This window comes from Pseudomonas sp. 2835 (assembly GCF_050435905.1).
Lineage (GTDB): Bacteria > Pseudomonadota > Gammaproteobacteria > Pseudomonadales > Pseudomonadaceae > Aquipseudomonas.
The window spans coordinates 18,071-38,483 of record NZ_JBNDLE010000003.1; the positions used below are offsets into that span (position 1 = coordinate 18,071).

Below are 20,413 nucleotides of genomic sequence, written 5' to 3' on the forward strand. Positions count from 1 at the left end.
ACTGTACTTAAAATGCCTGACGGAACTGGAGGACAATGCTCTGAACATAGGCAACCAGTTTTGTCAGCAACTGATTTAACGCCTGCGCCTGTTCAAAACTTCCCAGTTTCAGTCTGCGCAGTTGAAGGGCCACCGTTTCCAGTTGCACGCCAATCTGCTGTTTTTCCGCCAGCCATTCCGAGCGTTTCGGATGCAGTAGCGCATACGCCGACAGCGCTTGTAGATGGGACTCCACTTTTTTCGCTTGTTGCTCCTTTTCGCGTTGTTCAGCGACCAGAGCGTTTATGTCGTTGCGTAGCGCCCGGCGCTGGTCCTGAAGCCGTGAGTAGTGCATGCCTTGCTGCACGCCCTCCATCAACTTGCCCAGCGCCTCCAATGCCTGCTCGACCGCGGCTGCGGCACCTGCGGTAGTGGCGCCCTGAGCGACCAGCCCCTGAAGTTGTTCAACCGTGGGCAATTTGCCCTGGAACAGCTGCTCGATGCCATTGGCCTCAAATACACCGATGGCCTTTTCCAGTTCGGCAAGGTTCTCGCGTTTGCTGCCGAGCGCCTCGATCAGTGCTTGCAGGCTGCTAACCAGGCGCTCCTGAGTTTCCAGGTACGTTGTCTGGTCGCGACCTGCGTCATAAACCGGCAGACTGGCGATCGCCTTGGACGCCGTCACCACACCGGAAACTACGACATCAAGCTCTGTAGCGATCTTGCTTTTTGAAGTCTGCAGTTCCTCAAGAAAGAACTCCACCTCTTCAGGGTCTTCCGCGGCTTGGCGAAAATCGTCAAGCAGCTCATCAAGCTTGTGTGACTTTATAGTGACCGCGAGCACTTCCGAATGTTTAGCCAAGCCATCGACGTAGCTTTGCATTCCTTTGTAGTGTCGCTCGATTGACTCATGCAGTAACGGCAGAAAACTGTAGGTACGCTGTTCCCACGACGTCGCATATGCCGACACTGCGCAGAGAATTTTATCCATTTTCGGAACGTTAAGTGCGGCACTCATGGCAACGATGTTATCACTCATTTAGGGTTATCCTTACTTGGCGGCTGCGGCATCATCAAAGACACGATTCATGTGCTGGGCAAATTTCTCAATATTTTTCCATTGCCCGATGAATCGTTTAAAAAACAACGCAAACTTGAACAATTCCTGATCGTTTTCGATACGCTGGAGGTGTTCAATCGATGTATCGATGTAGACCCCGATCAACTCCCAGGCCGACTGCAGGTGAGAAGAGGCGGTGACCACATCCCTCAGCCGCGTATCCAGTTGCCCCATTTGCGTACCCAGCTCTTCCACCAGACCTTCCAGGCGAACGGCCGCCTTGAGTTTCTGGCTGAGTTCACCGCGTTGGCCCTGCAGCTTGTTACGTTCCTTGCGGACTTTCGCCGCCTTGCTGCCATATATGCCGCCGGTTATAGCCGCACCCAGCGGCCCTGCTGCCAAGCCACTCAGTGCGGCTTTGACATACTGGCTATATTCGGCTTCAAGTTTTTTGATTTCATTGTCCAGTTCGGCCAGATCTTCACGCAGTTGCTGCACTGCCCCACTCGCCTTCTGGCGCTTGACCGCCTGGCTTTTCACCGCAACCAAGGGAAGCAACTGTTCGCGCGCGGTATCGCGAAACGTTTCGGTTTCTTCACGTACAGCGCTCACCCGCCGGGAAAAAAGGTCCACGTCTTCACGCAGCACCTCCATATAGTCAACGAGGTCAAGAACCCGGTGTCGGTCTCCTGTCCCCAGGCTGATAGCCTTGTCGAACTTGATGGTCTCCCAAGCGTCCCGGCGCTTGCCCAGCGCCTTACTGTTTTCGAGAATCACCAGGATCTCGTCGCCAGTGGTGTTGATGGCGTTGGCGCTGGCCGCCAGCTCGAAACCAAGTTTCTTGCTATTGTCGGCAAGTACCGTCCAACTGCGCCCGTGTTTTTGCAACTGCTTGTGCATCTCCTCCATCTTGCTCGGCATCAGGTCCGGCTCTGGGATGGTGGAATAGCCCAGCGAGCGAATCACGGCATCCTTGGCAACAGGAAGCTGGAAGGTATAGTTGGCATACTGGTTGAGGGTAACGATGTGTTCTCGCGTCAGCGTCAACCCACCTTCGTCGGGGCCATCGCGCTCCGCCATTGCCTGAATGAGATTGCCAGGCAGGTGCTCAGCCTCAGTCTGCAATGTGTCAAAATTGATCTGTGTACTGCTCATGATCACGTCCCTGTTAAAACGCCGATTCGGCGGGGACCTTCAAACTAATCCCGCTGTGAAGTGCCCTGCAGAGGGCAGGCTTTCCTGAAAGCCAATACCAACCTGACGGAAAGAATTGTCGATGAACACCAATTGCAAGCTGTTGGTCCTTGGCCTGTCACTCCTGGCAGCCTGTACACAAACACCAGGCCGGCACGAGAATGTGGTGCTGGAAAAGGCCAGCCAGTGCCCTGTACATCTGCAGTCGGGCCAGTCCCTGACCCTGACCCTGCCCAGCAACCCCAGCACCGGCTATCGCTGGCTGGTACAGAACCCGGCCGCGGGCATCCTGCGAAGCCTGGGCCCCGAGGTCTACAGCCACCCCGAGGACGCTGGCGTGGTTGGCAGCGCCGGGCAATCGGTGTGGCGTTTCCAGGCCCAGGCCGCCGGTGAAGGCCATCTGCTGCTGGTCTACCAGCAACCCTGGGCCCCGGAAGTGCGCCCGGTGCAGACCTTCGACTGCGCAATCACGGTGAAGTAAGCCGCGCTGGTCAGCGGGCCATGCATCCTGGCGCCAGTTTGGCTAAAATGCCGGCCCTTTACCGCCCAACGCCTGGATTGCCCCCGTGAGCAAAGAACCCGACCGCCTATTCGCCCAGCCCCTTGGCCAGGTGCCCGACTTCGCCTTCAACGAAGATGTGGTGCGGGTGTTCCCGGACATGATCAAGCGTTCGGTGCCCGGTTACCCGACCATCGTCGAGAACCTCGGCGTGCTCGCCGCCCAGTTTGCCCAGCCCAACACCGCCCTGTATGACCTGGGCAGCTCGCTCGGCGCGGTGACCCAGGCGCTGCGCCGGCATGTGCGCAGCGACGGTTGCCGGGTGATTGCCATCGACAATTCGGCGGCCATGGTCGAGCGCTGCCGACAGTACCTCAATGCCCAGGACTCGATGTTCCAGGAGCTGTTGCCGGTCGAGGTGATCGAAGGCGACATCCTTGCCCTAGCGTTCCAGCCGGCCTCGGTGGTAGCGATGAACTTCACCCTGCAGTTCATCGCCCCCGAACAACGCCTGGAGCTGCTCACGCGCATTCGCCAGGCGCTGCTGCCGGGCGGTGCGCTGATCCTTTCGGAGAAGCTGCGCTTCGATGACACCGAGGAACACGCGCTGCTCACCGACCTGCACGTGGCCTTCAAGCGCGCCAATGGCTACAGCGAACTGGAAATCGCCCAGAAGCGCAGCGCCATCGAGAACGTGATGAAGCCCGACAGCCTCGAAGAACACCGCCAGCGCCTGCTGGCGGCTGGTTTCTCCAAGGTCGTGCCCTGGTTCCAATGCCTTAACTTTGCCTCGTTGATTGCCCTGCCATGATTGATCTGTCCCCCCTGGTCCGCCGCATGGCGGGCACACCCCTGGCGCAATGGGCGCAAGGCCTGCAAGCGCAACTCGACGCCAAGATGGAAAAAGGTCATGGCGACCTGGAACGCTGGCAAGCGGCGCTGGATGCCTTGCCAGTGCTGGAACCCACGCGCATTGACCTGCAAAACGGCCTGAACCTGGATTGCGACTGCGACGATGACACCCGTGCGCGCATGCAGCAGGCGCTGATGGGCTTGTCGCCGTGGCGCAAGGGGCCGTTCGACCTGTTCGGCGTGCACGTCGACACCGAATGGCGCTCGGACTGGAAGTGGTCGCGCGTCGCCCCGCACCTGGACCTCAGGAGCAAGCGGGTGCTGGATGTCGGTTGCGGCAATGGTTACTACCAGTGGCGCATGCTCGGCGCCGGGGCCGACAGCGTCATCGGCGTCGACCCCAACTGGCTGTTCTTCTGCCAGTTCCAGGCGGTGCAGCGCTACCTGCCGCAGCTGCCGGCCTGGCACCTGCCGTTCGCCCTGGAGGACCTGCCGGCCAACCTCGAAGGTTTCGACACAGTATTCTCCATGGGCGTGTTCTACCATCGCCGCTCGCCCATCGAGCACCTGCTCGCGCTCAAGGACTGCCTGGTCAAGGGCGGTGAACTGGTGCTGGAAACCCTGGTGATCGAAGGTGACGAAAACCAGGTGCTGGTGCCGGAAGACCGCTACGCGCAAATGCGTAACGTCTGGTTCCTGCCATCGGTGCCGGCCCTGGAGCGCTGGTTGCGCCGCGCCGGTTTCAGCGATGTGCGCTGCGTCGATGTCAGCACCACCAGTATCGAAGAACAGCGCAGCACCGAGTGGATGCGCTACCAGTCGCTCAGCGACTTCCTCGACCCCGCCGACCACAGCCGCACCATCGAAGGCCTGCCGGCACCTCGCCGCGCCGTGCTGGTGGCGCGCAAATAAAACAGGCGCCCGTGTAGGGCGCCAAAGTTCACCTTTTCCGTTGGAGCGGGAGCTTCGAAGGTGAGTGGAGCTACTCCTTGGCCACCTGCCTGGTCGCCGTGTCAGTTTTTTGCGCGTCGGACTTGGCCACTGCCTGGTCCTTCTTGCCGTGAATCTGTTCCTGGCTGAGGCGGAAGTTTTCCCAGAACTGCTTCGAACGCTCCGCCCCGCCTTCGGCAAGTGCCGCGCTACTGCCCAGGGCCAATACGGCCATCAGCACATATTTGTTCAGGCTCATGTTGCTCACCTCGTGATTGAATTTCAGGACAGTTCAATCTTACGGAGGGCAAGCTAACGCCAAGGTGAGGCGGACATTACAGTGCTGCAAGATTCGCCCTACAGCACGGTCAGCGGATACTCGACAATCAGGCGCACCTCATCGAGGTCCGATTCGAAAGCCGTGGCCCGGGTCGTGGCCTGACGCACGCGCAGCGACAAATCCTTGAGGCTGCCGGACTGCACCACGTACTTCGCCTCGAAATCGCGCTCCCAGCGCTTCTGCCCGGTCAGCGGCTTGCCGTCGGCATCGCGGCGCATGTACACGCCATTGGCATCGGAGTAATCAACGCCACTGCCGCGCCCGTAGCGGCTCATGAACGACAGTCCCGGCACGCCATAGGCGGCCATGTCGAGGTCGTAACGGAGCATCCACGAGCGCTCTTTCGGCGAGTTGAAGTCGCTGTACTGGATCGAGTTGTCGAGGTAGATCGAGTCGGACTGACGCAGGTAGTCAAAATCGTTGTCGCCCTGGTTGCGCTGGTGCGACAGGGCCAGGGTATGGGCGCCATAACTCACGCCGACGCGGGCGCTCCAGATGTCATTGTCGAATTTGCCCAGCAATTGCTGGCCCTCATCCTTGGCCTTGTAGTAGTTGAAACTGGTGAAACCGGTGAGGTCGCGGGTGATCGGGTACTTGTAGCTGATTCCGGCGTAATGCTGGTCCCAGGCGTCTTTCAGACGGCTGCTGTAGAGGCTCAGGCTGAGGTTGTCGCTGGCCTGGTAATCGCCACCGAAGTAGCCCAGCCAGGGCGAGTCGACGGGGCCGGCATAGAAGGTCACGAAGCCGTCGCGATTGTTGCTCGACAGCGGCTGGCTCATGGCATGCAAGCGCCCGCCCTGGACTTTCAGGCCAGCCAGGCTGGTGTTCTCCAGGGTCCAGCCGGTGAAGCTTTCCGGCAATAGCCGCGAGTCACCGAAGTGCACCACCGGGGTGGTCGGGAATACGTCGCCGAACTTGATCTCGGTATCGAACAAGCGCGCCTTGATCGCGCCACCGAGCTTGCTGAAGTTGCTGGCCACGTCGCCATTGCGGTCCACCGGCAACATGTCGAATGAACTGCGCCCGCCGCTGCGGCCATCGCCGCTGTCGAGCTTGAGGGCGAGCATGGCGTGGGCATCCAGGCCAAAGCCCACGGTGCCCTCGGTGTAGCCCGACTCGAAGCGGGCGATAAAGGCCTGGGCCCAGGCTTCGGCGTAACCGGCCTTGCCGGTGGGCGATTGCTCACCGTTACGGTAGTCGCGGTTGAAATAGAAGTTACGGCTGAGCACCGTCAGGCTGCTGTCTTCGACAAAGCCCCCGCCCGCGGGCTGGCTGACGGCATTGGCGGTCGCACAACTGGCCAGGGCCAGGGCGCCGGTAAAACAGGCTGTGGATGTGTTCCCCATCTTCAACTCCTGATTATTGGCAGAGATACGCAAGGCGCCCGCAATGCGGGCGCCATGGGTATGCTGACAAGGGCTGAATAACCCGAAGATGAGCGGCGAATTACAGTTTCGTCACCTCGGATGCGACCTCCTGCTCTTCATCCTTGCGGTGCGCCCAGTAATACAACGCCGGCAGTACCAGCAGGGTCAGCGCCGTCGACGAGAGGATGCCGCCGATCACCACAGTGGCCAGCGGTCGCTGCACTTCGGCGCCGGTGCCGGTGGCCAGGGCCATGGGGATAAAGCCCAGGGATGCCACCAGGGCAGTCATCAGCACCGGGCGCAAACGCGTCAGTGCGCCTTCGTCGATCGCCTGGTGCAGCGAACGGCCCTGCTCACGCAGGCCGCGGATAAAGGCAATCATCACCAGGCCGTTGAGCACCGCGACCCCAGACAGCGCAATAAAGCCCACGCCCGCCGAGATCGACAGGGGGATATCCCGCAACCACAGGGCAACCACCCCGCCGGTCAGGGCGAATGGAATGCCGGTGAACACCAGCAGGCCGTCCTTGAGGTTGTTGAACATCATGAACAACAGGCCAAAGACCAGCAGCAAGGCCACCGGCACCACCACCTGCAGACGCTGCGCCGCCGACTGCAACTGCTCGAACTGGCCGCCCCAGCGGGTCCAGTAACCGGCCGGGATGCTCACCTGGCTGTCGATGCGCGCCGCCGCCTCGTCAACGAACGAACCGATATCCCGGCCGCGCACGTTGGCGCTGACCACCACCAGGCGCTTGCCGTCTTCACGGCTAACCTGGTTGGGGCCCTGCACCAGCTCAAGGCTGGCGACATCGCCGAGGGTGATAAAGCCGATCTGGCCGCCGCTGCCGTTGCTGGCCGGCACCGGTATCAGCAGTTGCGACAGGCCGTCGATATCGGTGCGCAGGGTGTCGGACAAACGCACCACCATGTCGAAACGACGATCGCCTTCATACAGCGTCCCGGCCTGGCGACCGCCGACGGCCACGGCGATGGTGTCCTGCACGTCGCCGACGTTAAGGCCATAGCGCGCCGCTTTGTCGCGGTCGACGTCGATGGTCAGTACCGGCAGCCCCGAGGTCTGCTCAACCTTCACTTCCGACGCCCCCGGCACTGCCTGCAAGGTACTGGCGATCTTCGCCGCCGTGCTATTGAGCACGGCCATGTCATCGCCAAACACCTTCACCGCAACATCACTGCGCACTCCGGAGATCAGCTCGTTGAAGCGCAACTGGATCGGCTGCGACAGTTCATAGTTGCTACCCGGTACCCGCGCACTGGCGCGCTGGATATCGGCGATCAGTTGCTCGCGGCTCTTGCCCGGATCGGGCCATTGCTCTTGTGGCTTGAGCATCACGTAGCTGTCGGAAATATTCGGCGGCATCGGGTCCGAGGCGATTTCGGCGGTACCAGTGCGGGCAAACACCCGCTCGACTTCCGGCACCTGGCTGAGCACGCTTTGCTCCAGGCGCTGCTGCAACTGCACCGACTGGCTCAGGCTGGTGCCGGGCACGCGCAGGGCTTGCAGGGCAAAGTCGCCCTCGCTCAGGCTCGGCACGAATTCGCTGCCCATGCGGCTGGCCAGCACGCCCGAAAGCAACACGGTAATCGCCGCGAGGGAGAACGCCAGCGGGCGATGGCTCATGACCCATTTGAGCAACGGTGCATAGCCACGCTTGGCGCTGCGCATCAGCAGGTTTTCGTCTTCCTTGACCTTGCCGGTGACGAACAGGGCGATGGCCGCCGGCACGAAGGTCACCGACAGCAGCATGGCGCCGAGCAAGGCGATGACCACGGTGAAGGCCATCGGGTGGAACATCTTGCCCTCGACGCCGCTCAGGGCAAAGATCGGCAGGTACACCACCATGATGATCAACTGGCCGAAAATCAGCGGCCGGCGCGCTTCGCGGGCGGCATTGAAGACTTCATGCAGGCGCTCGGAACGGGTCAGCAGGCGGCCATGGTGCTGCTGGGCATGAGCCAGGCGCCTGATCGCGTTTTCGACAATCACCACCGCGCCATCGACGATGATGCCGAAGTCCAGCGCACCCAGGCTCATCAGGTTGGCACTGACCTTGTTGCTGAACATGCCGGTGAAGGTGAACAGCATCGACAGCGGAATGACCATGGCGGTGATCAGCGCCGCGCGGATGTTACCGAGGAACTGAAAGAGGATGACGATCACCAGGATCGCGCCTTCGATGAGGTTCTTCTTCACCGTGGCGATGGCCTTGTCGACCAGGTTGGTGCGGTCGTAGACGGTGACCGCGCTCACCCCTGGCGGCAGCGAGCGGTTGATCTCCACCAGCTTTTGCGCCACCGCCTGGGACACCGTGCGGCTGTTCTCGCCGATCAGCATGAACACCGTGCCCAGCACCACTTCGCGGCCGTTCTCGGTCGCCGCGCCGCTGCGCAGCTCGCGGCCGATACCGACCTCGGCGACGTTGCGCACGCGGATCGGCGTGCCGTCGACGTTGGCCAGGACGATATTGGCGATGTCATCGATGCCGGCCAGTTGCCCCGGCGCGCGGATCAGCAGTTGCTCGCCGCGGCGCTCGATATAGCCAGCGCCGACGTTGGCGTTGTTGCGTTCAAGGGCGGTGAGCAGGTCGCCCAGGGTCAGCTTGTAGGACGCCAGCCGTTTGGGGTCCGGAGCAATCTGGTATTCCTTGGCGAAACCACCGATGGTGTTGATCTCCGCCACCCCACGCACATTGCGCAGTTGCGGCTTGATGATCCAGTCCTGGATCTCGCGCAGGTCGGTCGGCGTGTACGGGCTGCCATCGGCCTTGCGCGCATCGTCAGCGGCTTCGACGGTCCACAGGAAGATCTCGCCAAGGCCGGTCGAGATCGGCCCCATGGCCGCTTCAACGCCCTCTGGCAATTGTTCACGCGCCTGCTGCAGGCGCTCGTTGACCAGTTGCCGGGCGAAGAACAGGTCGGTGCCCTCTTCGAAGATCACCGTCACCTGCGACAGCCCCGAACGCGACAGCGAACGGGTCTGTTCCAGCCCCGGCAGGCCGGCCATGGCGGTCTCGATGGCGAAGGTAATGCGCTGCTCGGTTTCCAGCGGCGAAAAGCCCGCGGCCTGGGTGTTGATCTGGACCTGGACGTTGGTGATGTCCGGCACGGCGTCGATCGGCAGCTTCTGATAGCTGGCAACCCCCAGCCCAGCCATCAGCAGCACCGCCAGCAGCACCATCAGGCGCTGCTCGATGGCAAATTGTATGAGGCGTTCGAACATGTGAGGTTCCCGGTCAGTGGGCGTGTTCGGCGCTGGCCTTGCCCAGCTCCGACTTGAGGATGAAGCTGCCCTGCGCCGCCACTTGCTGGCCGGCCTGCAGGCCCTTGCGGATCTCGACGAAGCCGTTGGCACTGGCGCCCGGCTCAACCGCCTGAGCGATGAAGCCTTCGGCGGTGCGCACAAACACCGTGGGCTTTTCTTCCAGGGTCTGCAGGGCCTGGTCCGGGACGCTCAGGGCTGCGGCGTACTGCTCGGTGGGCACCTGCACGGCAACGAACAGACCGGGGCGCCAGGCGCCTTGCGGGTTGTCGAGGGTGACGCGCACCGCAGCGGTGCGGGTCTGTTCGCCGAGCAAGCTGCCGACATGGGTAACCGTGCCACTTACCTGCTGGCCCAGCTCGCTGGCAACGATGGTCACCGGCATGCCGGCGCGCACCTTGGGCAGGTCACGGGGCGCCACGCCGAAGGTCGCCCAGACCCGCGACAGGTCCGAAAGGGTGAAGGCGGCGCTGGTTTCGTTGACCACCTCGCCCGGCACCAGGTGCTTCTCGACGATTTGCCCGGCAAACGGCGCGCGCAGCTCGTATCGGTTGCCGCCGGCCAGCACCACACTGCCGCTGAGGGCGCTGATCTTTTGCCGGGCATTGGCCTGGGCGATTTCCGCCTCCTGCAGAGCCTGGCGGGCCTGCTGGTAGTCCTGCTCGGCGGAGATACCCTCCTGCCACAGGTCCTTCTCGCGCTGGTAGCTGCTGCGCGCCAGTTCCAGGCGGCGCTGGCTGGCCGCCAGTTCACTGCGCTGCTCGGAGATCTGCGGGCTGGCGATCACCGCCAGCAGGTCGCCAGCCTTGACCTGCTGGCCGAGCACCACGGCGACCGACTCGACCACCCCGGCCGCGCGCGGCACCAGGTGCGCGGTGCGGTCTTCGTCGAAACGGATCTCGCCGGGCAGCGCCAGGCTGCGCTGCAGTTGACGCGGGCCGACGGCGGCCAGCTCGATACCGGCGAGATCGATCTGTTCCTGGCTGAGGGTCAGCACGCCCTCCTCTTCATGACCTTCTTCGGCTTTTTCCGCTTCGCCATGTTCTTCTTCCTCATGATCGCCTTCGGCATGGGCGTGAGCGGAGGCCGGGGCGGCGGCAACCGGGCCGCCCTGGCGCGCCAGCAGCACGCCCAGGCCCAGGCCGAGCAGCAGGGCCGCGACCAACAGCGTGATGGACTTGTTGTTCATGCAGGTTCCTCAGCAAAGTGTCGGGTGATGGTCGCGATCAGCGACTGGCGAGGCTCAGGTCGCCAAAGATCCGTTCCAGGCGCACCCGTGCCTCGCTGCCCTGGGCCTGGGCCTGCAGGTATTGCAGGCGAGCCGCCACTAGGGTGCGTTGGGCGTCGAGTACATCAAGGAAGGCGAACTTGCCGCGCTCGAAGCCACGGGTGGCGGCATCCAGCGCCTGCTGCGCCGAAGGCAGGATCGAACGGTCGAAGGTCTGCACCTCGCTGGCCGCCGTGCTCCACTGGGCCAGGGCCTGGACCACTTCGCTGCGCAGGCGCAATTCGGCGCCATTGCGCTGGTCACGGGCCTGGTCGGCGCGCCGGGCGGCGGCCAGCACATTGCCCTGGTTGCGGTCGAACAAGGGAATGGGCACGGACAGTCCGACCACATTGATGCGCTCGCGGTCGGTTTCGCTGTACTGGCTGCCGACGCTGACGGTCAGGTCGGGAATACGCTGGCTACGGGCCAGGCCCAGGGCCGCTTCGCGCTGGTCGATCTGCAGGCGGGCCAGACGCAGGTCGGCAGTCTGCTCCAGGCGATCGAGCAGCAGTGTGCGGCTGGGGATGTCGTTGTTCGCCTGCAGGCCGCCGTCAACGCGGCTGAACTGCACCCTGGCGGCGCCGGTGACGGCGGCCAGTTGCTGGTAGGCAATGGTCAGCGCCTGCTCGGCGCGGCCCTGCTCCAGGCGCACCTCGGACAGTTGCACCTGGGCGCGGGTGGCCTCGACCGGCGAGGCGCTGCCGGCCCTGACCCGGCCTTGCACCACTTGCAGCGCACGCTCGCTCAGGCGCAGCGATTGCTCGGCCAGTTGCAAGCCTTCCTGGGCCTGTGCAGCGGCCTGGAAAGCAGCGATGACCTCGGCCCGCAATACATTGCGCTGGCGCTCCAGTTCCAGTGCCGCCAGCTCGGCATCGCGGCCGGCAACGTCCAGGCGCGCCCCTCGTTTGCCGCCCAGCTCGAACAGCTGGCTGACGCCGACAGTGGTGGTCTGCGAGCCCTTGCGGGTGTCTTCCACTTCCCAGGTCAGTTCCGGGTTGGGCAGCACCCCGGCCTGGCGCCGCTCGCCTTCGGCAATGTCGATGCCCCAACGCGCCGCAGCCAGCTCGGGGTTGTTGTCGCGGGCGGTCTGCAGCGCCGATTCCAGCGTTAATACGGGCTCCTGCGCCAGGGCCAGCGACGGCAAGGCCAGCAACAGCATGGCCAGCAATAGTCGGCCAGGGCCTGTGCCTGGCCGGTCCAGGGTGCAAAACATGGCGGACTCCTGCGCCGTGATCGGAGCCCGCACTCTAGTAATCGGGGTTTATCGCCAGGATGACTCAAGTATTACAAATCTGTAATCCAGGCAAACCGCAGGCGCGGATGGCTTAGTATCCGCCGCTCAATGCACTCCAGCGCTTGACCTTACAGTTACTATAGGGTTGAGAATCAGCGCCTTTCACTGCCAACGGGTCATCCCATGCGTCTACTGATTGTCGAGGACGAACTGCGCACCGCCGAATACCTGCAACAGGGCCTGCGCGAAAACGGCTACATTGTCGATTGCGCCCACACCGGCGCCGACGGCCTGCACCTGGCTCGGCAGCAGCCCTATGACCTGGTCATTCTCGACGTCAACCTGCCCGAGCTCGATGGCTGGACCGTGCTGCAGCGCCTGCGCGCCGAGTCCAGCACGCGGATCATGATGCTCACCGCCCACGGCCGCCTGGCCGATCGGGTCAAGGGCCTGGACCTGGGCGCCGACGATTACCTGCTCAAGCCCTTCGAGTTCCCCGAACTGCTGGCGCGCATCCGCAGCCTGTTGCGGCGCAACGACCAGGCCCTGCAACCGAATACCCTCAAGGTCGCCGACCTGGAGCTGGACCCCAGCCGCCACCGCGCCTACCGCAGCGGCCAGCGCATCGACCTGACCGCCAAGGAGTTCGCCCTGCTGCACCTGCTGATGCGCCAGAGTGGTGAGGTGCTGTCGCGCACGCAGATCATTTCGCTGGTCTGGGACATGAACTTCGACTGCGACACCAACGTGGTGGAAGTGTCGATCCGCCGCCTGCGGGCGAAGATCGACGACCCCTTCGACAACAAACTGATCCACACCCTGCGCGGCGTCGGCTATGTACTGGAGGCTCGCGAATGAAACCTGCGCGCCTGTCCCTGCGCCTGGGCCTGAGCGTCAGCCTGATGGGCGCGGCGCTGGTGCTGCTGCTCGCCTGCCTGGCGGTATTTGCCCTCGACCATGAACTGGACAGCCGCGCGCGCAAGCACCTGGCCAACAAGATGGCACAGATCGAACACAGCCTGACCATTGACCTGAAAGCCGCTGACCTCGGCGCGCCGGTGCATCCGCTGCTGGATGTGGTCATGGGCCACGACAACCTGAGCCTGAGCGTCATTGCCCTGACCGGCCGCCACTCGGCCTTGCTGACCCTGGGCCCGGCTCTTGAAGCCAACGCCTTGCTGCAAATCGAAAGCGGCCCGCAGTTGAGCTTCAACCCGTGGCGCGACCAGGACGGCGAGCACCTGCTCACTGCCTCGCGGCTGATGCGCTTGCAGGATGGCACCCTGGTGCGGGTGCTGCTGACGGTCAACCGCGCCGATGACCATGCCCTGCTCCAGGCCTACCTGGGATCGACCCTCTGGGCCTTGCCGCTGCTGCTGGTGCTGATCGGCCTGGGCGCCTGGAAGCTGGTCCAGCGCGGGTTGCTGCCCTTGCGCCGCTTTCGCCGGGTGGCCGAACAGGTGTCGGCGCAAACCCTCAGCCACCGCCTGCCGGAAGCCGGCCTACCGCAAGAGCTGGGCGATCTGGCCGGTGGTATTAACATCATGCTCGACCGCCTGGACGACGGCGTGCAGCGGCTGTCGCAGTTTTCCGACGACCTTGCCCATGAACTGCGCACGCCCATCGGCAACCTGATGGGCAAGGCGCAGGTCACCCTGACCCGCGAGCGCTCCAACGACGAGTACCGTGAGGCGCTGGAAAACAGCATCGAAGAGCTGACCCGGCTGAACCGCATCATCAACGACATGCTGTTCCTCGCCCAGGTCAGCCAGCCGCAGGTGCAGGTGCCGCTCAAGCCGGTGGTGCTGGCCGACGAAGTGCAGCGGGTGTGCGAGCTGTTTGAATGCAACGCCGAGCAAAAAAGCATCGTTTTGCGTGTGCAGGGCTGGGGCACGGTCTTGGGGGATCGCTTGATGATCCAGCGGGCGCTGTCGAACTTGCTCAGCAATGCCATCCGCCATGGCTATGAAGGGCAGCCGATCAACATCGCGATTGAGCGCCGGGAAGGCTCGGTGTGGATATCAGTGGAAAATCGCGGTCCCGGTATTGCCGCGATGCATTTGCCGCACCTGTTCGAGCGCTTTTACCGCGTGGGCTCGGGGCGCTCGCGCCTGGAAGGCGGTACCGGGCTGGGGCTGGCAATCGTGCGCTCGATCATGCAGGTGCATGGCGGGCGGGTTGAGGTGCAGAGCGAGCTGCAGGGGGTGACGCGGTTTAGCCTGGTGTTTGCCGATCAGGTTGGCTGATCGGGCCGGCTCCTACAGGGATGCACATTTTGTGGGAGCCGGCCTCGCCGGCGATGGGCTGCAAAGCAGCCCCGGACAATCTCAGTGCCGGCTGGCTGCCAGAATCAGCGCCTTCATCTCCGCCACCGCCGACTTGAAGCCGACGAACAGCGCATGGGCCACCAGCGCATGGCCGATGTTCAGCTCGTTGATGCCCTTGATCGCCGCCACCGCTTCAACGTTGTGGTAATGCAGGCCGTGACCGGCATTGACGATCAGGCCCTGGCCGAGGCCAAAGGCTACGCCATCGGCCACGCGCTTGAGTTCTTCAGCCACTTCGCTCGGGGTTTGCGTATCGGCATAGCGGCCGGTGTGCAGCTCGATGGCCGGTGCACCGACGCGGCGCGAGGCTTCGATCTGGCGCTCGTCAGCATCGATGAACAAGGACACTTCCGCGCCCAGACGCGACAGGCGCTCAACCGCAGCCTTGATCCGTGCTTCCTGGCCGGCGACGTCCAGGCCACCTTCGGTGGTCAGTTCCTGACGGGTTTCCGGAACCAGGCAGATGTGCGCCGGGCGAATGCGCTCGGCAAAGGCCATCATTTCTTCGGTGACGCCCATTTCGAAGTTCATGCGCGTCTGCAGCACGTCCTTGAGCAGCAGCACGTCACGCTCCTGGATGTGCCGGCGGTCTTCGCGCAGGTGCACGGTAATGCCATCGGCACCGGCCTCTTCGGCGTCCAGCGCGGCTTTGACCGGGTCCGGGTAGCGGGTGCCACGCGCCTGGCGCAGGGTCGCCACGTGGTCGATGTTCACGCCGAGCAGCATGCGGTTGCTTTGAGTCACGAAGAGGCTCTCCTGAAGATTGAGCCCCACAGCATACGACGTTGTTCAGCGCTTGCGAAACAGTTCGCGACTGACCAGTGGCCGACCGCCCAGGTGCACGGCCAGGGCCTGGCGCATCAGGCGCTTGGCGGCGCCCAAGGCACCGGGGATTTCCCAGGCGGCTTCCGCCATGGCCAACAGCTCGGCACCGTTGAACAGCCCCGGCTGCAGCAGGTAGACGCGCTCAAGCCCGGCATCGACCTGCAAGCGGTACAGGCCATCGGTGGCCAGTGGATCGCCGTTGACGTCCTGATCAAGGGCAAAGGCGTACCCCAGCTCGTCCAGCAGACGCCACTCGAACGCCCTTAGCAGCGGCTCCAGCGGACGACCGGCGGCCAGGGCCTGCAAAGTTGCCGCGTAGTGCTCGAATACCACCGGATGCGGGTCTTCAGCCGGCAGCAGGCGGATCAGCAACTCGTTGAGGTACAACCCGCTGAACAGCGCATCGCCATGCAGCCAGGCGGCGACACCGACGCTATCCAGACGGCCGACGTTCTTCAGCTCACCGCGGCCGCGAAACTCGACTTCAAGCGGGACGAACGGCCGCACCTGACTGCCGCCTTTGCCACGGGCACGGCGCATGACCGCGCGCAGGCGCCCTTGCGGGGTGAGGAAATCCACCAGCGCACTGGTTTCACGGTAGGCCCGGCTGTGCAGCACGTAGGCCGGTTGGCCAACTGGCAGTTCCATAAGCGGCGCTTCAGAAAAGGTTCGACCCGGCAGCGGACGCTACCGGGCCTGGGGCAATCAGAGGTCGCCGTAGCCCAGCGAACGCAGGGCGCGTTCGTCGTCGGACCAGCCACCCTTGACCTTGACCCAGAGGTTGAGCATGACCTTGGCGTCGAACAGCACTTCCATGTCCTTGCGCGCTTCGGAGCCGATGCGTTTGATCCGCTCGCCCTTGTCGCCAATGATGATCTTCTTCTGGCCGTCACGTTCGACCAGGATCAGCGCATGGATGTGCAGGATCTTGCCCTGCTGCTTGAACTCTTCGATCTCGACGGTGATCTGGTACGGCAGCTCGGCGCCGAGCTGGCGCATGATCTTCTCGCGCACCAGTTCTGCGGCCAGGAAGCGGCTGCTGCGGTCGGTGATCTGGTCTTCCGGGAAGAAGTGATCATTTTCCGGCAGGTGCTTGGCGATCAGGCCTTCGAGGGCCTCGAGGTTGTGCCCCTGCTGGGCCGAGATCGGCACGATTTCAGCGTTCGGCAGTTGCTCCTGCAGCCACTGCAGGTGTGGGATCAGGTCGGCCTTCTCTTCAATCCGGTCGGTCTTGTTGATCGCCAGGATTACCGGGCCCTGCACGTACTGCACGCGCTCGAGCACCAGTTGGTCTTCGTCGGTCCACTTGGTGCGGTCAACCACGAAGATCACCACGTCGACGTCCTTGAGGGCGGCCGAGGCGGTCTTGTTCATGTAGCGGTTGAGCGCTTTCTCGTTGCTCTTGTGCATGCCCGGGGTATCGACGTAGATCGCCTGGACATCACCCTCGGTCTTGATCCCGAGCATGTTGTGGCGAGTGGTCTGTGGCTTGCGCGAGGTGATCGCGAGCTTTTGCCCGAGGATGTGGTTGAGCAGGGTCGACTTGCCGACGTTAGGGCGGCCGACAATGGCGACATAGCCGCAGCGGGTAGTGTTGGTATCAGTCATTGCCATTCTCCACGCCCAGGGCGATCAGTGCTGCGGCGGCCGCGACTTGCTCGGCGATACGCCGGCTGACGCCTTGCCCTCGGCTTTTTTCAGTCAAAAGGGTCACTTCGCATTCGACGAAAAACGTCCGGCAATGGGGTTCACCTTGAATATCCACCACTTCGTAACGCGGCAGTTCGCAGGCCCGCGACTGCAGGAATTCCTGCAGACGGGTTTTCGGGTCCTTGTTGGTATCGACCAGGGTCAGGCTTTCGAACTCGCCTGCCAGCCATGCCAGCACCCGCTCGCGGGCGGTCTGCATGTCCGAATCCAGGTAGATGGCGCCAATCAGCGCCTCCAGGGCATCGGCCAGGATCGACTCGCGGCGGAAACCACCGCTTTTCAGCTCGCCCGAACCCAGGCGCAGGTATTCGCCCAGGTCAAAGCCCCGGGCCAGTACCGCCAGGGTCTCGCCCTTGACCAGGCGTGCGCGCAAGCGCGACAACTGGCCTTCGCGGGCCTGGGGGAAGCGCTCGAACAGCGCTTCACCGGCGACGAAGTTGAGGATCGCATCGCCGAGGAACTCGAGGCGTTCGTTGTTGCGCCCGGCAAAACTGCGGTGCGTCAGGGCCAGGAGCATCAGCTCCTGGTTCTTGAAGGTGTAGCCGAGCTGACGCTCGAGGCGGCTCAAGGAAACGCTCACAGTGTACCCACGCGCAGTTCGTGGCCGAAATTCAGCCCGCACGCCTGGGCGTGAGGCTCACACTTTGCAACTCGGTACGCCGCCATCGGGGCTACCGTCGGATTTAACGCATTGTTCAAATCAACATCCTGAAAGACTGTTTGGCTCATGCTCGCTGGCCGGGGTGATCGGTTGAATCCAGGGTTCCCTGAACACAGCCTATGCCAGAAACGCATTCGGCGCTGTCCCAGGACAGCGCCGTTGTAGTGTTACTTGATCAAGCCGACTCGCGACAGGTTCGGGAAGTGGCTCAGTTTAGGCTCTGGCCAGCTCATCCAGACCGCGAAGGCTTTGCCGACGATGTTCTGGTCCGGAACCATGCCGTGCAGCTCCTTGGGAATGTTGGGGTCATCCCAGTAACGGCTGTCGTTGGAGTTGTCGCGGTTGTCGCCCATCATGAAGTAATGACCGGCCGGGACTGTCCATTGCTGGTCAGGCGGCATGCGGTAGCGGCTCATTTCCTTGCGGATCAGGTGCTCGGCTTCACCGAGTTTTTCCTTGTACAGCTCGGCGCTGCCCAGGGTACCCGGCTCAGTGCCGACCAGCTGTTCGGCAATCGCCTGACCGTTGACGAACAGCTTCTTGTCGCTGGTGTAGCGAATCTGATCGCCCGGCAGGCCCACTACACGCTTGATGTAGTTGACGTTCGGGTCGCTCGGGTAGCGGAACACCATGACATCGCCACGCTGCGGATCACCCACCTCGATGACCTTCTTGTCGAGCACCGGCAGGCGAATCCCGTAGGAGAACTTGTTCACCAGGATGAAGTCGCCCACTTCCAGGGTCGGCTTCATCGACCCCGAAGGGATCTGGAACGGCTCGACCAGGAAGGAGCGCAACACCAGGACAATGAACAGCACCGGGAAGAACGATTTACCGTACTCGACCAGCAACGGTTCCTTGTTCAGGCGCTCGACCACTGCCATTTCTGGCTGGCTGACGCTGCCCTGATAGTTGGCGATTGCCGAACGCCGGCGCGGAGCCAGGAACAGCAGATCGACCAGGGCCAACAGACCGCAGACGGCAACGGCGATGACAAGCAACAGCGGGAAATTTAGCGACATAGGACCTAACTATCCAACCTGAGCACGGCGAGGAAGGCTTCTTGTGGGATTTCCACGTTGCCGACCTGTTTCATGCGTTTCTTACCGGCCTTCTGCTTCTCCAACAGCTTGCGCTTACGGCTAACGTCACCACCGTAGCATTTGGCCAGTACGTTCTTTCTGAGCGCCTTGACAGTCGTACGCGCAACAATCTGCCCGCCAATGGCGGCCTGGATTGCCACATCGAACATCTGCCGAGGAATCAGTTCCTTCATCTTCTCGGTCAATGCGCGGCCCTTGTAGTGCGCATTGTCGCGGTGCACGATCAGCGCCAGGGCGTCGACCTTGTCGCCGTTGATCAGTACGTCAAGCTTGACCAGGTTAGCCGACTGGTAGCGGTCGAAATGGTAGTCCAGCGAAGCGTAGCCGCGGCTGGTGGACTTCAGGCGGTCGAAGAAGTCCAGTACCACTTCGTTCATCGGCAGATCGTAGCGTACTTGCACTTGCGAGCCGAGGAACTGCATGTCGCGCTGTACGCCACGCTTCTCGATGCACAGGGTAATGACGTTACCCAGGTGCTCCTGAGGCACGAGGATGGTGGCCGAAACGATCGGCTCACGGAAATCTTCGACCGAGGAGACATCCGGCAGCTTCGACGGGTTGTCGACGTAGATGGTTTCGCCGGTCTTGAGCTTGACCTCGAAGATTACGCTTGGCGCGGTGGTGATCAGGTCCAGGTCGTATTCGCGCTCCAGGCGCTCCTGGATGATCTCCATGTGCAGCATGCCGAGGAAGCCGCAACGGAAGCCGAAGCCCAGGGCGTCGGAGCTTTCCGGCAGGTACTGAAGCGACGAATCGTTCAGGGTCAATTTCTGCAATGCATCACGAAAATCTTCGAAATCATCGGAACTGACAGGGAACAGGCCGGCATAAACTTGCGGCTGGATACGTTTGAAACCTGGCAGCACCTCGACCTCGGGGGTCGTGCTCAGGGTCAGGGTGTCACCGACTGGCGCACCGTGAATGTCCTTGATGCTGGCAATGATGAAGCCTACTTCGCCGGCTTTGAGATCTGCGGTCTGGGTGTGCTTGGGGGTGAACACACCGACGCTGTCGACCAGGTGGATCTTGCCGGTGGACTTGACCAGGATCTTGTCGCCCTTCTTCACCCGGCCGTGACGGACACGCACCAGGGAAACGACGCCCAGGTAGTTGTCGAACCAGGAGTCGATGATCAGCGCCTGCAGCGGCGCCTCAATGTCACCGGTAGGGGCCGGAATGGTGTGGACCAGGCGCTCGAGCACCTCGTCCACGCCCATGCCGCTCTTGGCGCTGCAGGCCACGGCGTCGGTGGCGTCGATACCGATGATCTTCTCGATCTCGTCCTTGACCTTGTCCGGGTCGGCCTGGGGCAGGTCCATCTTGTTCAGCACCGGCATGACCTCGAGGCCCTGCTCGATGGCGGTGTAGCAGTTGGCGACCGACTGGGCTTCTACACCCTGGCCGGCATCGACCACCAGCAAGGCACCTTCACAGGCCGCCAGCGAGCGGCTGACTTCGTAGGTGAAGTCAACGTGGCCGGGGGTGTCGATGAAGTTCAGCTGGTAGGTTTTGCCGTCCTGCGCCTTGTAATGCAGGGTGACGCTGTGGGCTTTGATGGTGATACCGCGTTCACGCTCCAGGTCCATGGAATCGAGTACCTGGGCTTCCATTTCACGCGCAGTCAGGCCACCGCACATCTGAATGAAGCGGTCGGCCAGGGTCGACTTGCCATGGTCAATGTGGGCGATGATGGAGAAATTGCGGATATGACTCAAATCACTCACGGGTCAACACTCAAAAAGGCTGCGGGCCGGACGCCCACCGAAAAATAGCCGGGAATTG

18 protein-coding genes are annotated in these 20,413 nt (G+C 62.7%); 5 read left to right on the forward strand and 13 right to left on the reverse strand.

Annotation, left to right across the window (positions count from 1 at the left end):
- Positions 1–7: 7 nt before the first annotated feature.
- Both ABIE20_RS04180 and ABIE20_RS04185 read right to left on the reverse strand, forming a co-directional pair.
- Positions 8–1,018 (reverse strand): alpha-xenorhabdolysin family binary toxin subunit B, encoded by a 1,011-nt coding sequence (locus ABIE20_RS04180; RefSeq protein ID WP_429503050.1) that lies wholly within the window; start codon positions 1,016–1,018, stop codon positions 8–10.
- A gap of 12 nt (positions 1,019–1,030) precedes the next feature.
- The gene (locus ABIE20_RS04185; RefSeq protein WP_429503052.1) at positions 1,031–2,194 is read right to left on the reverse strand and encodes an alpha-xenorhabdolysin family binary toxin subunit A; all 1,164 of its coding nucleotides are present in this window, start codon (positions 2,192–2,194) and stop codon (positions 1,031–1,033) included.
- A gap of 121 nt (positions 2,195–2,315) precedes the next feature.
- On the opposite strand from ABIE20_RS04185, the gene ABIE20_RS04190 reads away from it, so the two are divergent.
- From ABIE20_RS04190 to cmoB, 3 genes are all read left to right on the forward strand, one after another.
- Positions 2,316–2,714 carry a protease inhibitor I42 family protein gene (locus ABIE20_RS04190; RefSeq protein WP_429503054.1) on the forward strand — a complete coding sequence of 133 codons (399 nt, stop codon included), beginning with the start codon at positions 2,316–2,318 and terminating at the stop codon, positions 2,712–2,714.
- 85 nt (positions 2,715–2,799) lie between these two features.
- Entirely contained in the window at positions 2,800–3,543 is a 744-nt protein-coding gene (gene cmoA, locus ABIE20_RS04195; RefSeq protein ID WP_429503056.1) for a carboxy-S-adenosyl-L-methionine synthase CmoA, read from the forward strand.
- Positions 3,540–4,496, forward strand: coding sequence for a tRNA 5-methoxyuridine(34)/uridine 5-oxyacetic acid(34) synthase CmoB (gene cmoB, locus ABIE20_RS04200; RefSeq protein ID WP_429503058.1), 957 nt, complete (start codon positions 3,540–3,542; stop codon positions 4,494–4,496). Before cmoA ends, cmoB begins: the two co-directional genes overlap by 4 nt.
- 70 nt (positions 4,497–4,566) lie before the next feature.
- Here the strand turns inward: cmoB and ABIE20_RS04205 are convergent, their stop codons facing one another.
- From ABIE20_RS04205 to ABIE20_RS04225, 5 genes are all read right to left on the reverse strand, one after another.
- The gene (locus ABIE20_RS04205; protein WP_429503060.1) at positions 4,567–4,773 is read right to left on the reverse strand and encodes a hypothetical protein; all 207 of its coding nucleotides are present in this window, start codon (positions 4,771–4,773) and stop codon (positions 4,567–4,569) included.
- A 98-nt stretch (positions 4,774–4,871) separates the two neighbouring features.
- On the reverse strand, positions 4,872–6,200 hold the full coding sequence (locus tag ABIE20_RS04210; RefSeq protein WP_429503062.1) for an OprD family porin: 1,329 nt from the start codon (positions 6,198–6,200) through the stop codon (positions 4,872–4,874).
- A gap of 100 nt (positions 6,201–6,300) precedes the next feature.
- Positions 6,301–9,465: a CusA/CzcA family heavy metal efflux RND transporter gene (locus ABIE20_RS04215; RefSeq protein WP_429503064.1), complete on the reverse strand. Its 3,165-nt coding sequence runs from the start codon at positions 9,463–9,465 to the stop codon at positions 6,301–6,303.
- 13 nt (positions 9,466–9,478) lie between these two features.
- Entirely contained in the window at positions 9,479–10,693 is a 1,215-nt protein-coding gene (locus ABIE20_RS04220) for an efflux RND transporter periplasmic adaptor subunit (protein WP_429503066.1), read from the reverse strand.
- A gap of 37 nt (positions 10,694–10,730) precedes the next feature.
- A complete protein-coding gene (locus tag ABIE20_RS04225; protein ID WP_429503068.1) occupies positions 10,731–11,984 on the reverse strand; it encodes a TolC family protein in 1,254 nt (417 codons plus the stop codon).
- Between the two features lie 204 nt (positions 11,985–12,188).
- Between ABIE20_RS04225 and ABIE20_RS04230 the strand changes: the two genes are divergently transcribed.
- Together ABIE20_RS04230 and ABIE20_RS04235 are read left to right on the forward strand one after the other, a co-directional pair.
- A complete protein-coding gene (locus ABIE20_RS04230; RefSeq protein WP_429503070.1) occupies positions 12,189–12,863 on the forward strand; it encodes a heavy metal response regulator transcription factor in 675 nt (224 codons plus the stop codon).
- Positions 12,860–14,251, forward strand: coding sequence for a heavy metal sensor histidine kinase (locus tag ABIE20_RS04235; RefSeq protein WP_429503072.1), 1,392 nt, complete (start codon positions 12,860–12,862; stop codon positions 14,249–14,251). The genes ABIE20_RS04230 and ABIE20_RS04235 overlap by 4 nt, the downstream gene beginning before the upstream one ends.
- Positions 14,252–14,332: 81 nt before the next feature.
- On the opposite strand, the gene pdxJ is transcribed toward ABIE20_RS04235, so the two are convergent.
- From pdxJ to lepA, 6 genes are all read right to left on the reverse strand, one after another.
- On the reverse strand, positions 14,333–15,058 hold the full coding sequence (gene pdxJ / locus ABIE20_RS04240) for a pyridoxine 5'-phosphate synthase (protein WP_429503674.1): 726 nt from the start codon (positions 15,056–15,058) through the stop codon (positions 14,333–14,335).
- A gap of 63 nt (positions 15,059–15,121) precedes the next feature.
- Positions 15,122–15,805, reverse strand: coding sequence for a DNA repair protein RecO (recO, locus tag ABIE20_RS04245; protein ID WP_429503074.1), 684 nt, complete (start codon positions 15,803–15,805; stop codon positions 15,122–15,124).
- A gap of 57 nt (positions 15,806–15,862) precedes the next feature.
- Complete coding sequence (gene era / locus ABIE20_RS04250; protein ID WP_115085573.1) at positions 15,863–16,765, reverse strand: GTPase Era; 903 nt, start codon at positions 16,763–16,765, stop codon at positions 15,863–15,865.
- A complete protein-coding gene (gene rnc / locus ABIE20_RS04255; protein WP_010220977.1) occupies positions 16,758–17,447 on the reverse strand; it encodes a ribonuclease III in 690 nt (229 codons plus the stop codon). Before rnc ends, era begins: the two co-directional genes overlap by 8 nt.
- A gap of 248 nt (positions 17,448–17,695) precedes the next feature.
- On the reverse strand, positions 17,696–18,550 hold the full coding sequence (lepB, locus tag ABIE20_RS04260) for a signal peptidase I (RefSeq protein ID WP_429503077.1): 855 nt from the start codon (positions 18,548–18,550) through the stop codon (positions 17,696–17,698).
- A 5-nt stretch (positions 18,551–18,555) separates the two neighbouring features.
- A complete protein-coding gene (lepA, locus tag ABIE20_RS04265) occupies positions 18,556–20,355 on the reverse strand; it encodes a translation elongation factor 4 (protein WP_026001187.1) in 1,800 nt (599 codons plus the stop codon).
- Positions 20,356–20,413 lie beyond the last annotated feature (58 nt).